This is a genomic window from Paenibacillus sepulcri, assembly GCF_042647105.1.
GTDB classification, from domain to species: Bacteria; Bacillota; Bacilli; order Paenibacillales; family Paenibacillaceae; genus Paenibacillus_Z; species Paenibacillus_Z sepulcri.
Genome location: NZ_JBHRUP010000001.1, coordinates 6,997,757 through 7,013,782, shown reverse-complemented (window position 1 = coordinate 7,013,782; position 16,026 = coordinate 6,997,757). Strand labels below are relative to the sequence as shown.

Annotated in this window: 12 protein-coding genes; 1 reads left to right on the top strand and 11 read right to left on the bottom strand. The window is 50.9% G+C overall.

The annotated features are described in order from the left end of the window. Positions 1-37 precede the first annotated feature (37 nt). Complete coding sequence (gene cymR, locus ACFOLF_RS30450) at positions 38-457, bottom strand: cysteine metabolism transcriptional regulator CymR (RefSeq protein WP_210045693.1); 420 nt, start codon at positions 455-457, stop codon at positions 38-40. Between the two features lie 250 nt (positions 458-707). Here cymR and mnmA point away from each other — a divergent pair, with 250 nt between their 5' ends. After that, entirely contained in the window at positions 708-1,808 is a 1,101-nt protein-coding gene (gene mnmA, locus ACFOLF_RS30445; RefSeq protein ID WP_210045692.1) for a tRNA 2-thiouridine(34) synthase MnmA, read from the top strand. Between the two features lie 125 nt (positions 1,809-1,933). On the opposite strand, the gene ACFOLF_RS30440 is transcribed toward mnmA, so the two are convergent. The 10 genes from ACFOLF_RS30440 to ACFOLF_RS30395 form a co-directional block, all read right to left on the bottom strand. Continuing rightward, entirely contained in the window at positions 1,934-3,286 is a 1,353-nt protein-coding gene (locus ACFOLF_RS30440; protein WP_210045691.1) for a hemolysin family protein, read from the bottom strand. A 247-nt stretch (positions 3,287-3,533) separates the two neighbouring features. Next, positions 3,534-4,844, bottom strand: a complete 1,311-nt coding sequence (locus tag ACFOLF_RS30435) for a replication-associated recombination protein A (RefSeq protein WP_210045690.1) — start codon at positions 4,842-4,844, stop codon at positions 3,534-3,536. A 254-nt stretch (positions 4,845-5,098) separates the two neighbouring features. After that, a complete protein-coding gene (locus ACFOLF_RS30430) occupies positions 5,099-6,442 on the bottom strand; it encodes an Nramp family divalent metal transporter (RefSeq protein ID WP_210045740.1) in 1,344 nt (447 codons plus the stop codon). A 199-nt stretch (positions 6,443-6,641) separates the two neighbouring features. Further along, entirely contained in the window at positions 6,642-7,121 is a 480-nt protein-coding gene (locus ACFOLF_RS30425; protein ID WP_210045689.1) for a hypothetical protein, read from the bottom strand. Beyond that, positions 7,118-7,873 (bottom strand): tRNA threonylcarbamoyladenosine dehydratase, encoded by a 756-nt coding sequence (locus ACFOLF_RS30420; RefSeq protein WP_210045688.1) that lies wholly within the window; start codon positions 7,871-7,873, stop codon positions 7,118-7,120. The genes ACFOLF_RS30425 and ACFOLF_RS30420 overlap by 4 nt, the downstream gene beginning before the upstream one ends. A gap of 178 nt (positions 7,874-8,051) precedes the next feature. Then, positions 8,052-9,866: an aspartate--tRNA ligase gene (aspS, locus tag ACFOLF_RS30415; protein WP_210045687.1), complete on the bottom strand. Its 1,815-nt coding sequence runs from the start codon at positions 9,864-9,866 to the stop codon at positions 8,052-8,054. Between the two features lie 83 nt (positions 9,867-9,949). Continuing rightward, on the bottom strand, positions 9,950-11,197 hold the full coding sequence (gene hisS / locus ACFOLF_RS30410) for a histidine--tRNA ligase (protein WP_210045686.1): 1,248 nt from the start codon (positions 11,195-11,197) through the stop codon (positions 9,950-9,952). Positions 11,198-12,781: 1,584 nt separating this feature from the next. Beyond that, positions 12,782-12,952 carry a hypothetical protein gene (locus ACFOLF_RS30405; protein WP_210045685.1) on the bottom strand — a complete coding sequence of 57 codons (171 nt, stop codon included), beginning with the start codon at positions 12,950-12,952 and terminating at the stop codon, positions 12,782-12,784. A 228-nt stretch (positions 12,953-13,180) separates the two neighbouring features. After that, on the bottom strand, positions 13,181-13,624 hold the full coding sequence (gene dtd / locus ACFOLF_RS30400) for a D-aminoacyl-tRNA deacylase (protein WP_210045684.1): 444 nt from the start codon (positions 13,622-13,624) through the stop codon (positions 13,181-13,183). Positions 13,625-13,647: 23 nt separating this feature from the next. After that, complete coding sequence (locus ACFOLF_RS30395) at positions 13,648-15,831, bottom strand: RelA/SpoT family protein (protein WP_210045683.1); 2,184 nt, start codon at positions 15,829-15,831, stop codon at positions 13,648-13,650. Positions 15,832-16,026 lie beyond the last annotated feature (195 nt).

The following is a 16,026-nucleotide window of genomic DNA, read 5'->3' as shown; positions in this document are numbered from 1 at the left end:
GGCCTTGACATTATCCCGCCAAACCATGCTTTCATTCTTAGATATAAAACATGTAAGAATCGATTTCACCATTCTCTTTATAGGAGATCAGATCCGCAAGAGTGGTAGAATCCAGCACCTCAGCAATGCTGTCCCGGATGCGAAGCCACAGATCCCGCTTGGCAGGGTCGTCTTCTTCTGTAAAATCAACCGGAGAAATCGGCCCTTCCAGTATCCGGATCACATCGCCGGAAGTAATGGATTCCGGTTCCTTGGAGAGAATATAGCCGCCATATGCGCCGCGGATGCTTTTGACAAGCCCCGCATTCCGCAGCGGCGCAATCAACTGCTCCAGGTAATGCTCCGATAAATTATTTCGCTCCGCAATGCTTTTCAGTGATGTGGGGCCTTCCCCGAATTTATTGGAAAGCTCCATCATAATGGTCAATCCGTAACGTCCTTTAGTTGAAATCTTCAACTTCGACACCTCTTCTTCATTTGAAATATATCTGTATTTAAGGTAGGTTGTTCTATACACTTCTAAATCATGGTATTCCCATATCATATATATGTTAACATACGAAATGCGCTTTAGGGGAAAAAAGCTTGACTACTTCATGAAAAAGTTTATCAAATTATGCTACAATAAAGAAACTTATGAGCAAACCTTCTTTTCAATATAACAGAATGTACCCGCTCATTGTAATAATCAAGGTGGTGAATCAAGGATGAGTAACAGTCAAATTCGCGTAGTTGTCGGCATGTCCGGCGGTGTGGATTCATCCGTCACTGCCCTACTGCTCAAGCAGCAAGGCTATGATGTGATCGGCATATTCATGAAGAACTGGGATGATACAGACGAATTCGGCCACTGCACAGCAGAGGATGATGCCGAAGATGTAAGGCGCGTCTGCGATCAGATCGGTATTCCTTATTATACCGTCAATTTTGAACAAGCCTATCAGGATAAGGTATTTGCTTATTTTCTGGACGAATACAGGCGCGGACGCACGCCGAATCCGGATGTCATGTGCAACCGTGAAATCAAATTCGGTGAATTTCTTCAAAAAGCACTGGATCTGGGCGCCAATTATCTGGCCACGGGTCATTATGCACGGCTTGAACAGCTGGACAATGGAGAATCGCGCCTGCTGCGCGGTATCGATGGCAATAAAGATCAAACCTATTTCCTGCACGCATTGAGCCAGCAGCAGCTGGCTAAAGCGATGTTCCCTATCGGGCATCTGCCCAAACCGGAAGTGAGAAGAATTGCGGAGGAATTCGGGCTTGCAACGGCCAAGAAGAAGGACAGCACCGGTGTTTGTTTTATCGGGGAGCGCAACTTCAAGGAGTTTCTGAGCGGCTACCTGCCGGCCAAGCCTGGAGTAATGGTAGATATCGAAAGCGGTGAAACGAAGGGACGTCATGATGGCTTGATGTACTACACATTGGGCCAGCGTCAGGGACTTGGCATCGGCGGCTCCGGAAACGGAGAACCCTGGTTTGTCGCAGCCAAGGATCTGAGCGAAAATATATTGTATGTCGTGCAAGGAGACAAGCATGCCAGCTTGTACTCAAAATCGCTTACCGCCACAGGCATCAACTGGATCGCCAATGTGAAGCCGGAGGGCGCTGTCCGCTGTACCGCCAAATTCCGTTACCGTCAGCCGGATCAAGGCGTCACCCTGACGCTGAGCAGCGACGGCTTGACCGGTGAAGTTGTATTTGACAGCCCGCAAAAAGCGATCACCCCTGGGCAGGCCGTCGTATTCTACGATGGCGATATCTGTCTGGGCGGCGGCACAATAGACCAGGTTCATCAGGATTAAATCTTGAAGATGAACTTAAAGCAGGCTCCTGCCATCCTCTGGTTCGCAGAGTTAATGCTATAAAGCCAAAAAAGGGATTGCCTCCATCATGATTCATGACGGGGACAATCCCTTATTTTTTTATATTAACCGGTATCGACTTGAAGCTCCTGTACAGGATTAAACGCTTCTTCCGATCGTTTGCGAATTAAAATTCGCGATACACGTAAATGGTCTGTTTCTTCAATGATGAACTCATAGCCGTCGGGGTGATACACCATTTGATCACGAGTCGGCGGTATCTCAATCTGTGCATACATCCATCCGCCTATCGTATCGTAATCATCGCTTTCAATATCGATGCCGAAGTAGCTGTTGACTTCTTCAATCAGCATCATCCCGCTTACGGAATGGGAATATTCATCCTTGCGTTCAACATCCGGACGTTCCTCATCGAATTCATCCTGAATTTCCCCGACGATTTCCTCCATGATATCTTCCAGCGTCACAAGTCCCGATGTACCGCCATATTCGTCAATCAGGATGGCGATCTGCGTCTTTTTCTTCTGCATCAGCTTTAAGAGTGTACTGATCTGCATGGATTCGGGCACTGTTGTCATTGGGCGGGTAATCTGGCGAAGATCCGAAATGCCCGGAGCCGTCGTCACTTTCAGCATGTCTTTAATATGCACGAAACCGATAATATTATCTTTGTCACCATCACATACGGGATAGCGGGTATGCATCTCCTTGAGTGCGATTGCCTGATTGTCATCAAAGGAGAAATTGGCATACAAGCATACCATCTCGGTCCTTGGAATCATGATTTCTCTGGCATTCGTCTCGGCAAAATCAAATATGTTATCAACGAGTGCGAGCTCTGTATTATCAATAAGCCCGGATTTGTGGCTTTCTTTCATCAAGATACGGATTTCTTCCTCCGTATGCGCCAAGGTATGCTCGGAAGCAGGTTCAATACCGATCCGTGTCAGCATCCAGTTGGCAGTGCCATTTAAGAACCATATGAACGGGAACATAATTTTGCGGAAAACGATGAGCGGCATGGCAGTCCACATTGTCACATCTTCCGACTTGCGGATGGCGATTGTTTTTGGAGCAAGCTCACCAAGCACGATATGCAAAAACGTGATGATGGAGAATGCAATTGCAAATGAAACCGTAGAGATTACCGTCTCATTGGAGCCCAGTTTAAGCATAATCGGCTCAATAAAGTGCTTGAGCGCCGGTTCTCCAATCCACCCGAGACCGAGCGAAGCGAGCGTAATGCCAAGCTGACAAGCGGACAAATACGCATCCAGATTGTTTGTCAACATCGAGGCAAAACGCGCACGGCGATTGCCGTCTTGTACGAGTGTGTCGATTCGGCTGCTTCTCACCTTCACCATTGCAAATTCGGCAGCTACGAAAAAACCATTCAAAAAGACAAGCAACAAAATCAAAACACCACTCCACAATATGGGTAACGGGTCACTATTCAACGATTCCCTGTCTGCCGCTTGTCGCTTGTAAGGAACGACGGTAGCAACGACAGGTGCACCTCCTTCTGGCCATGAAAATTATAATAAAAGTTTATAATCTAAGATTAGTCGAATGCTAACTTTACGTCAAACGTGGTGAATGCTGCATGTGGTCATTTTCGAGTCTATAGTAATGAATATTCGGTAAAGGTTGACCTTTATGCACATTTTACTTGCTCTTGCTTACTTTTATAAAGAAACTCGTCGTTTAGCGCCCATTTCGACGCTCTTGATTCTGTCTGATTTTATCTTCCATTCCCTGCTGGGTAGCCTCGTAAAACGTTTTATTGCGGATTTTATCAGGCAGATACTGCTGTTTGACATAATGCCCGGGAAAATTATGCGGATATTGATAACCAACATGGCCAAGCTGCTGTGCGCCGCTGTAATGGGCATCCCTCAGATGAAGCGGAACTTCTGCCGAGCCTGCCGCCTCAATGGCATTCATGACATTGCCGATGGCCACCGCCGCAGCATTCGATTTGGGACTCTCGACCGCGAAAAGAATGGCCTGCGCAATATTGTATTTGGCCTCCGGCCAGCCGATCTTGTGATAGGCATCCATAGCTGTAACCGCCTGAACCATAGCCTGCGGATTGGCAAGTCCGATATCTTCGCTGCAGGCGACAATAAGCCGCCTGATGAAAGTCATAGGGTCCATTCCAAGCTTCTCGACCGCATACAGGAACCAGAAGAGCGCCGCATCGCTGGAGCCCCTGACGCTTTTGTGGAAAGCCGAGAGCACATCGTACTGCGTGGATTCATCCGCTCTGATGGTCGGCATCCGGATTGATTCTTCCGCCACTTCAAGCGTAATCCGTACGGAACCATCCTGCTCCGAAGGCGTTGTTACGGCTGCGAGCTCGATGGCATTTAGCGCTCTTCGGATATCGCCCCCTGCCTTGTTCGCAATATGCTGCAGCGCCTCTTCCTCTACATGCAGATCCATAAAGCCCAGGCCCTTCTCCTTGTCAGCCAGCGCCCGCCGCATTGCTTCAAGCGCATCCTCACGGGTCAGTGCCTCCAGCTGGAACAAGGTGGATCGCGACAAAAGCGCTCCGTTCACATAATGAAACGGATTTTCCGTCGTTGCTCCTATGAATACAATGACACCCTGCTCGACAGCCGGCAGCAAGGCATCCTGCCTGGAGGAATTGAAGCGGTGCACCTCGTCCAAAAACAAAATGGTTTTACGCCCATACATGGACTTGTTCAACCTGGCTTCCTCTATAACCGCACGAACATCCTTGACCGTAGCATCCACTGCATTCAGCTTGACAAACTCCCCTTGTGTTCTCCGGGAGATAATATGGGCTAGCGTGGTCTTGCCGCAGCCCGGCGGTCCATACAGCAGAATCGAGGATACCTGATCCGCCTCGATTGCCCGCCGAAGCAGCTTGCCCCGGCCGACTATCTGTTCCTGTCCGATATATTCGTCGATGGTTTGCGGTCGCATCCTGTCTGCCAACAGCTTGGCTTTGGAGGAATCCGTCGTTTCCTGATAATTGAATAAATCCATTCATAACACTACCTTTGCAAGATTCGCCCCTGGAATCATCTATGTCTGTATAATACTGTCATCATAACATACAAGCACAAATGTTCGCTACCCGGCAGGCATCTCTCTAAGTCAAACTGACTAAGCTGCGCATGAGTCAGATTCTTTCCTTGGATAAAACAAAACAGCTCTCCGTGAAGGAGCCCTGCCCTGTAAAGGGGGGCCAACATCAACGGAGAACTGCCGTTTGCTTTAACATTTACGATATCCGGCTCTTATCCACGAAAAGTCTGGACGAGCAGGTAAATATTCAATACCGCGATCACGACCGCCACAACCCATGCCAGAATTTTGAGCCACAGCGGATTGGCGAACTCCCCCATCTTCAGCTTGTCGCTTGTGAACTTAACAAGCGGAATGACGGCGAATGATAATTGAAGCGACAGGATAACCTGACTGAGGATCAGAAGATCCATCGTTCCTTCTTCACCGTACAGCATGGTGACGATAACGGCCGGAATGATGGCGATCAGCCTCGTGATCAGGCGCCTCAGCCAAGCTTTGAGGCGAATATTCAGGAAGCCTTCCATTACGATCTGACCGGCCAGCGTTCCCGTCAGCGTCGAGTTCTGGCCTGCCGCCAGAAGCGCTACTCCGAACAAGACGCTTGCGGCGGTCGTACCCAGAAGCGGAGCCAGCATATGGTAGGCATCATCAATCTCTGCGATGCCGGTATTACCCGAAGTGTGAAAGGTCGCCGAGGCAACGATCAGGATAGCCGCATTGATGAACAGTGCGAAAAACAAGGCTATCGTCGAATCCCAGGTCGAATATTTAATGGCTTGACGTTTACCCAGCGTCGTTTGTTCAAACTGGCGCGTCTGGACGATGGAAGAATGCAGATACAGGTTATGCGGCATGACTGTCGCGCCTAGTATCCCAATGGCGATGTACAGCATTTTCGGATCGGTAATAATTTCACTGCTTGGGATGAAGCCTTTCAGTACGCCGCTGATTTCGGGTTTTGACAGAAATAATTCAACCAGGAAACAGCCCCCTATAGTAACGATCAGCGTAATAACTAGAGCTTCTATATATCGGAAACCTTTATTTTGCAGCAAAAGAATAAGCAGAACATCAACGACCGTAATCATAATACCGACGATCAATGGAATACCGAACAGCAGGTTGAGCGCGATCGCAGAACCGATAACTTCAGCCAAGTCGCATGCGGCAATAGCGAGCTCACACAGAACCCACAGCATCATCGCAACCGGTTTGCTGTAATGATCCTTACAAGCCTGAGCCAAATCCCTGCCCGTAACAATTCCAAGCTTCCCGGCAAGCGCCTGCAGCAAAATCGCCATGAGATTGGATAGTAAAATAACCGATAACAGCGTGTATCCAAACATGGAGCCGCCTGCTATATCCGTTGCCCAGTTGCCGGGGTCCATATATCCGACAGCCACCAGGTAGCCGGGACCTGCAAAGGCAAGAAATTTACGAAACCATGATCCATTCTTCGGTATTTTCATGGAACGGTATACTTCCGGAAGCGATGACGAAACCCGTTCATTCCGCCAGCCTGTTTCTTTTACAACGGGTGCTGATTCATTCATCTTGCCCTCACCTCTCGATGTCATCCAATATCTACTCCCTACATGTATGCCAATGCTTTTGGATTGTTTCCTCATTTCATTGTACACCCACAAAAAAGTTTGTCAAAGGCAACTTTTGTTGATATGCACAAAAAAAACCGCATCAATGTCATCATATCTCATGATTTCACTGAAACGGTTCTTTATTCGCGGTATTTGATTATTCCTGCTTGTCCACTGCCGGAGCATCCTGTGAAGGGGCAGCGCTGATCTTTCTCTTTTCCGGACGCTTGCCGGAACTCTTGGGCTTGGGCTTTACCGGTGAACGGAAGCGCATAGCGGTCCAGGTATCATCAAGCGAAACTAACGATACCCCTTCCCAGCCTGCCGATTTCAGCACATTCCAGCCGCGGTCGCGGTTAAGATCCGTTTTGATCTTGGACGTGCCTTTTGGATAGCAGATCCAGACCATGCCGTCATCTTTGGCCGCCTCCATGACAATAGGTGCATGCTCATTCAAATCGGCAATACTGGGGGCAAACAACAGTACAAAATCGTAAGAGCCGGCCAGCTTGGGATCATAGGCGACCGATTCCCCGCTGACGCTCAGCTCCTCCAAATAATCAGGAGAAGGCGGCTCCAGAATCAAAGCCCGCATATCCAGAGAAAGACGTAATTTATTCACTAAGGCTGCGTTCACGGTGTTTGTCCTCCTGATTGTAACAAATCTTTAACAACGACACTAACCATGATAAGACCCGCCACCGGAGGAACAAATGCATTGCTGGCCGGCGGCTGCTGAGCCTTGCGAATTTCCGGCGCATTATCGGGCACGATCCGCTGCGTAACATCCTCACGCGGCTTCTGCGGCGCCTCTGTCGAGAACACGACCTTTACGCCTTTTTTGATCCCGTCCTTGCGCAGCTTCGTGCGAACGACGCGGGCTATGGGATCCATGGACGTTTTGGAAATGTCCGCCACCTGGAACTTCGTCGGATCCATTTTGTTGGCGGCGCCCATGCTTGAAATAATCGGAATTTTACGTTCCAGACATTGCTTGATGAGATGGATTTTATACGAAATGGTGTCGGACGCGTCGACCACATAATCGAGCTCATATTCGAACAGCTTCTCATAGGTCTCTTCGGTATAAAACATCCTGAGCGAAATCGCATCGCAATCCGGATTGATCAGCTTGATCCGCTCCCGCATGAGATCGGCCTTGGGCTGGCCCACTGTAGTTGTGAGCGCATGAATTTGCCGGTTGATGTTCGTGATATCCACAACATCCTTGTCAATCAGGATAATACGGCCCACACCGGTTCTGGCCAGCGCCTCTGCGGCAATGGAGCCTACTCCCCCAATGCCAAGCACGGCGACAGTGCTCCGCTTCATGATCTCAAGGCCCTCAGGGCCGATAGCAAGCTCCGTACGCGAAAATTGATGTAGCATATGGTACAGCACCTCCTAAAAGTCCTGCATAAGCAAGGACAGCCTCTCAGTACGATACTTCTGTCTTATAGGCGTGCATCCCCGCCGGGTAACCCGGGGGGAACGCTCCAGCCGTACCGGGATCGATCCGTCCTTGTTTACACGAGGTCTATGTTAAATGGACAGCCTTCTCGCAAGTCTACTCAGCTGGCGTTCCGGCAGCGGCTGCTGCGGCTTCCGTCTGTTTTACCGGCTTGGGAAGCGTGCGAATATGAAGCTGCTGCAGCTGTGACAAATCGACCTCGGATGGGGCATCGACCATCAGATCGGTTGCACTTGCCGTTTTTGGAAAAGCTATCGTCTCGCGCAAATTAGTACGGCCGGAAAGCAGCATCACCAGACGGTCGAAGCCAAAAGCGATTCCTCCGTGCGGCGGCGTTCCATAATCAAATGCATCCAGCAGGAAGCCGAACTTCTCATGCGCTTCTTCGGAAGAGAAGCCAAGCGCCTTGAACATTAGCTCCTGTACCTCGCGTTTGTAAATACGCATGGAGCCCCCGCCCACTTCATATCCATTGAGCACCAGATCGTACGCTTGCGCGCGGATTTGACCCGGATCCGTGTCGAACAATGCCAGATCCTCCTCGTTCGGACGGGTGAACGGATGATGTTCGGCCACGAAACGTTTGGAATCTTCATCCCAGCCAAGCAGCGGGAAATCCACAACCCAAGCGAATTTGAAGGCCGACTCATCAATCAGGCCCAGATCCTTGCCGATCTTCAGGCGCAAATTGCCAAGCACATCGGCGACCACTTTCTTCTTATCGGCCGAGAACAGCAGCAAGTCGCCTTCTTCCACGCCAAGACGCTCGGTAAGCGAAGCGATTTCCTCCGGCTTGAAAAATTTCACGATTGGTCCACGCCATTCGCCTTCCTTGACCGTTACCCAAGCCAGGCCTTTGCCGCCGTAACGCGATGCAAACGGCTGGAGGTCATCCAGCTCCTTGCGGCTCCAGCTGGCACAGCCCTTGGCATTGAGTGCCTTTACAACGCCGCCGCTTGCCGCTACGCTTGCGAATACTTTAACATCGCTGGTGCTCACGATATCCGTGATATCTTCCATCTCCAGGCCGAAACGCAGGTCAGGCTTATCCGAGCCGTATTTGTTCATGGCATCGGCATAGGTAATTTGCTGGAAAGGGGCTTGAATGTCGACCTGTACGGTTTCCTTAAGCAGCCGGATAACCAGCTTCTCCATCAGCTCAAGCAGCTGCTCCTGCGACAGGAAGGAGGTCTCGATGTCCACCTGCGTAAATTCAGGCTGACGGTCGGCGCGCAGATCCTCATCGCGGAAGCAGCGGGCGATCTGATAATAACGCTCAAGTCCGCTGACCATCAGAAGCTGCTTGAAGATTTGCGGCGACTGCGGGAGCGCGAAGAATTCGCCGGCATGTACGCGGCTTGGCACCAGATAATCACGCGCGCCTTCCGGCGTGCTTTTGGTCAAGATCGGCGTTTCCACATCGATAAAGCCTTCTCCATCCAGGAAGTCGCGGAATATTTTGGCCGCTTTGGAGCGAAGCTGAAGCGTTCTTTGCATTTCCGGACGGCGAAGATCCAGATAGCGGTATTTCAAACGTACCGACTCATCCACTTCCACGCCATCCTCAATAGGGAATGGAGGCGTTTTGGCCGCGTTCATGATTTCGATTTCCGTGACGCGGATTTCAATTTCACCTGTTGCAATATTCGCATTGACCGTTTCCGCATCGCGTTCGACTACCTGACCTTTGACAGCCAGTACATATTCATTGCGCGCGCGGTCTGCAACAGCCAGCGCATCTCCGGAGAAATCCGGGTTGAAGACGATTTGCACAATGCCTGTACGGTCGCGAAGATCAATGAACAACACGCCGCCGAGGTCGCGCCGGCGCTGTACCCAGCCGTTCAATGTAACGGTCTGGCCTACTTCCGTTTTCGTTAACAAGCCGCAAGAATGAGTTTTCAACATCATGATTAGATTCGACTCCTTTTAAGGTGTGTTCGTATTTTTGGCCATACACAAATCCGGATCGTACATTAAGAAAAAAACTGTCGTTACCCCAGAATTTCATCGGCCAGCCGGTCAAGCGGAACGAAGCGCTGCTCGCCGCTTGTCATATCCTTCAGAGCAATCTCGCCCTTGGCCAGCTCGTCATCGCCCAGTATCGCGGTGTAGCGTACCTGCAGGCGGTCCGCTGATTTCATCTGGGCCTTCATTTTCCTCCCCTGATAGTCGCGTTCTGCCGCAATGCCGCGCAGGCGCAGCTGCTGCAGCACCTTCGTCAGCTCGCGTTCTGCCGCTTCGCCGAGCGCAACCAGGTAGACATCGACCCCGTTCAAATTCTCAAGCTCCACACCCTGCGCTTCAAGCAGAAGCACTGCACGTTCCAAACCAAGCCCTAGTCCGACGCCCGGCTGATCAGGACCGCCGATATCGGCAACCAGTCCGTTATATCGGCCGCCGCCGCCTACGGTATCGATAGCGCCGATGCCTGCAGCCTTGTATTCGAATGCGGTGTGCGTATAATAATCAAGTCCGCGCACAAGCCGGGAATTGATCGTGAACGGGATATCCATATCAGTCAGGCTGCGCTGCAAACCCTCAAAATGCGTCCTGCTCTCCTCATCCAGGCTGTCCAGAATGGACGGGGCGCCTTCAAAAAGATGCTGGTCCTCTTTGCAGTCCAGCACACGCAGCGGATTGCGGTCGATCCGGGCCTGGCAATCCTTGCACAGCAGCCCGCGAATCGGATTCAGGAAGCCGAGCAGCTCACCGCGAAATGCGGCACGAACAGCAGGCGTTCCAACGGAGTTGATTTCCACGGTCACTCCGCTAAGGCCAATTTCCTTATAGAACATATAGCCCAGCCCAATGACTTCCGCATCGAGAGCAGGATCAACCGCACCCAGCGCTTCTACGCCGAACTGGTGAAACTGGCGGTAGCGGCCTGCCTGCTGGCGTTCATAGCGGAACATCGGGCCGATGTAATACAGCTTCGTCAAATCCGGTTCCCCATACAGCTTGTTCTCGACAAAAGCCCGTACTGCGCCTGCGGTACCTTCCGGGCGGAGCGTGATGCTGCGGTTGCCGCGGTCCGTGAATGTGTACATCTCTTTCTCTACAATATCCGTCGCTTCTCCCACACCCCGTTGAAACAATTCTGTCGCTTCAATAATCGGTGTACGGATTTCCCGGAAATTAAACCGTCGGCAAATATCGCGTGCTTTGCTCTCTACAAATTGCCATCTCTCTACAGAACCAGGCAAAAAATCCTGCGTTCCAGGCGGCTTCTGAAACCCCATCGTTAACCCCTCCTTCTTATAATGGCCCTTCCTTCGCAAATACCAATTCAATTGCATCTGATGGGGAAAACCCGGCTGCAACGGCTTCCGGGCAGATAGCCCTCTTCCCCTTGTACCTTATTGGACTAGATACGTGTGTGATGATTCTACGCTCTATAAGGCCAAAAAAGCTCCCGCCCCTGCCTTATCAAATAAGGCAAAAGGGACGAGAGCTGCGATAAACGAAGCTTCCGTGGTACCACCCACATTTCGAATCCAGACCGCCAGCAAGCACGGCATTGATTCGCTTTACCCGGTTAACGCCCGATTACGCAGATCGGCTAATGTGCAACGGAACTGATGCAGTCCGTTTGCGGTTCACCGATTGTCCTCCGGGAAGTCTGTTCGTTCATGCACGCCGAGGATTCTTGCAGCCAAGGAATCCCTCTCTGAATTGGTGCGGGTTGAACGACGCGGTCCCATCACTGGATCGACACAATATAACAATCATTGTAGCGATGGGAATGGGGGCTGTCAAGGGGGATGCCCCCTAAATCCCCCGGAGGGGGACCCCAAAGGGTTCCGGCCCTCTGGACTCCCGGCAGAATAACGTTGGCGATGCTGCCAAGCGGGTTAGCTGCTGCGAGGTTTCCTCGTTTTTCGTCCCTGACGGGACCCACTTTTACTTTTTCTGCGCTGGTGGCACCTGGTGTCCCTTTTGGACTGGAATAACGTTGGCGATGCTGCCAAGCAGGTTAGCTGCTGCGAGTTCGCCTCATTTTTCGTCCCTAACGGGACCCACTTTTACTTTTTCTGCGCTCGGGCACCTGGTGTCCCTTTGGGACTGGAATAACGTTTGGGGAACAGAGGGCGCATCATAAGACTATTATGGTTTCTAGCTTTCGTCCCTGACGGGACCCACTTTTACTTTTTCTGCGCTCGAGGCGCCTGGTGTCCCTTTGGGACTGGGATAACGTTTGGGGTTCAGAGGTGCATGCATGCAACTATTAAACTTTCACGTTTACGTTACTGAAGATTGAAAAGTAAACTTATCAAATTTAAACATCACTTAAAAACCGGCTCTGTCACACCAACGTTATTATGGGACGCAGTCCACCAGGCGCCTTGGGAGCAAAGAAAGGAAGTGTGTCCCGCGAGGGACGAAAACGATCCATGGTGAGAAGTAACTTCCATGCGTTTCTCTGTGCCGCCAACGTTATTCATTCCGGGAGTCCAGAGGGCCGGCGGCCCTTGGGGTCCCTCCTCTGGAGGGATATAGGGAGGGTTCGAAAGATATAGGGAGGGATATACAAAGAAAAAAACCTACAAACAATGTTGTAGGTCCATCAATAATATATTCAAAAAAGGGGGTCGACCTTTATTATAGGTTCAACATGTTATAGGAACATTGAAAATAAGTTACATTTTCATTACAAAATTAAAAGCGTTTCCTTTCACACTTCACAACCATGCTCGACAGCCCAAAAAAATTACCTACATGGAGATGCAAGCAATGTTTGATTAGAGAAAAAATCACAACATTCCCCGCACAAGACGAGAAAGAGGCCTCACTTCAGCTACGGCCTCTCCTCTCTTTGCACATCCTCAACTGCCGTGCTCGCCCTGAGTTTCTCGGCGTGGAGCCACTGCCCCGCCCATCCATTCGGCAGCGATCTCCTCCTCAAGCTCCGAGAAGATCAATGCTTCCCGGCGGTCCGCCTGAAGCAGTCTCCTGGAGGATCGTTCCATACCTTGCTCCTTACGCGACTGGTGCATGGCGGCAAACCCCTTTTCACCCATTTACTTAAAAAGTCGTCCAGAGTCCGTAAGGCGGCAGATAAAAAGATCTGTCGCCAAGTCTCAAGGAAAAAACCGCAGCCGGGTTATGAATTCTCCATTCCCGCTGCATCGCCTTTTTAAGCTTATATGGTTACTAGTGTTGCCCATGCGCCCGGAATTAAGCCGTGTCCGGCCGGTTTGGAATAAATTCTCTTCCTGACTCCCTTATTGCCTGCTGTCCAATAAAAGAGTGACCGGACCCCAATTGACCAGAGAGACATCCATCATTGCCCCAAAACGCCCCGTCTCCACATGAAGCCCACTGGACCGCAGCACCTCGTTAAAGTTTAAATACAGCACTTCGGCCAGCTCCGGCTTGGCCGCAGCCATGAAATTGGGACGCCTGCCCTTTCGGCAATCGCCGTACAAAGTGAACTGGGAAACCGATAAAATGGACCCTCCGGCATCAAGAATGGATAAATTCATTTTATCGCTGTTATCTTCAAAAATCCGCAAGCCCGCAATTTTATCAGCCATCCAGCGGACATCGTTTTCGGTATCTTCATGCGTAAGACCTACCAACAGGACAAAACCTTGCTCGATGGAGCCGACCGTCTCGCCATCGATGGTTACGGCCGCATGCTTGCTGCGCTGCACAACGACTCTCATATGTCTATAACCCTCTCCATTACCTATTGCATGATCCGATGGACCGAATACACATCCTTCACACGCTTGATCTTCTCCACAACAGACTGCAAATGTTCCAGATTACGGATCAGGATGGTCATGTGGATCATGGCCAGCTTGTTCTTGTCAGAACGTCCGGACACCGCGGAAATATTGGTTTTGCTCTCCGACACGGCCTGCAGCACTTCATTCAGCAAGCCGCGGCGGTCATGACCGGTAATTTCAATATCCACACTATAGTTGGCCTCAATGGACTGCTCCCACTCCACTTCAATAACGCGTCCCGCTTCCTCGCCGCCTTCACCGAGTGGAATGTTCTGGCAATCTGCCCGGTGTACGGATACGCCGCGGCCCCGGGTGATATATCCGATAATATCGTCTCCGGGGATCGGATTGCAGCAGCGCGCAAATCGAACGAGCAAATTATCCAGGCCTTTGACCGTAACACCATGGGTGGGCCGAGTCTTGCGCTGCGCCGGTGCGGTCTTGACATCCTTCTTCTCATTCGTCAATTCAATTTGATTGGCTTCTTCTGCTTCTTTGCGCATCTTTTCCGTCAGCTTGGTTACAATCTGGGCAGCAGTGATGCCGCCGAAACCGATCGCGGACAGCATATCGTCGATATCGTTAAAGGTGAATTTGGCGGCAGCTTCCTGCAGCTGCGAATCGCTGAGCCATGCCGGAGGCTCCAGCCCCAGACGTTTCAGCTCGCGCTCGAGCATGTCACGGCCTTTCTCCACATTCTCTTCGCGGCGCTCTTTCTTGAACCACTGCTTGATTTTACTGCGGGCATGAGAGGATTGGGCGATTTTGATCCAGTCCTGACTGGGGCCGTAGGAATGCTTCGAGGTGAGAATCTCAACGATGTCACCGGTCTTCAGCTTGTAGTCAAGCGGGACGATTCGTCCGTTGACCTTGGCTCCGATCGTACGGTTGCCGACCTCCGTATGAACCCGATAAGCGAAATCCAGCGGTACCGCACCTGCCGGCAGCTCAAAGACTTCCCCTTTTGGGGTAAATACAAAAACAAGATCGGAAAAGAAATCCATCTTCAGGGATTCGACAAATTCCGATGCGTCGCTGGCCTCATGCTGTAGCTCGATAATTTCACGGAACAGCGTCATTTTATCCTCGAAATAGCCGCCTGGCACTACGGTCCCTTCCTTGTAGGCCCAGTGGGCGGCAATCCCGAATTCGGATGTGCGGTGCATGTCCCACGTTCTGATCTGCACCTCCGTAGGCTCCCCTGTCGGTCCGATCACTGTCGTATGGAGCGACTGATACATATTGGCTTTGGGCATCGCGATATAATCCTTGAAGCGGCCAGGCATCGGCTTCCAAAGCGTATGAATAATACCGAGTGTGGCATAACAATCCTTGATATTATCCACAATAATACGGATGGCGAGCAGATCGTAGATTTCGTTGAACTGCTTGCTTCTCGTCGTCATTTTTTTATAAATGCTGTAAATATGCTTGGGCCTGCCGGATATATCGCCTTCGATATTCATTTCCTCGAGCTTCTCGGTGATCCGTCCGATGACGTCGGCGATATACTGCTCCCGCTCCGTGCGTTTCTTCTTCATCAGATTGGCAATCCGGTAATACTGCTGGGGATTCAAATAACGCAGCGCGATATCTTCCATTTCCCACTTGATGGCAGAAATACCAAGACGGTTCGCGATCGGACAGAAAATCTCAAGCGTCTCATAGGCGATGCGCCGCTGCGCTTCCTCTGACTGATATTTGAGTGTGCGCATATTATGAAGCCGGTCAGCAAGTTTAATAAGAATGACACGGATATCCTGCGCCATCGCGACAAACATTTTCCGGTAATTCTCGTTCTGCTGCTCTTCCTTGGAGCGGAACTGGATCTTCTCCAGCTTGGTCAGACCGTCCACAACCGCCGCGCATGGCTCGCCAAACCGGGACCTGACCTCTTCCAACGGGACGGTCGTATCCTCGACCACATCATGAAGGAGAGCCGCTATTATCGACAATACATCCATCTGCATATTGACGAGAATTTCCGCAACTGCAACAGGATGCAGGATATAGGGCTCACCTGATTTACGAACCTGCCCGTGATGGGCTTGATCTGCAAAATCATAAGCTTCCTGAATTTTTTGCAAATCCTGTTCCTTCATATAGGTGGAAGCTATTTTGAGTAACTGCTCGATGCCCATGAAACGTCCCTTCCCGACTTCTATTTCCCCTTATTATGCCCCCTGTCAGGGCTCAGCGTCAACTATGGCAGCCATTGGCGGCACTCTTGCCCCTCTTGTGAAGCGAGCCACCGGACCTGACATAGGCCCTTCATACACTAGCAGGATGCGGCATACCTCATGCAGCCGGTCAAAGCGCGACCTTCTCCCCATTCA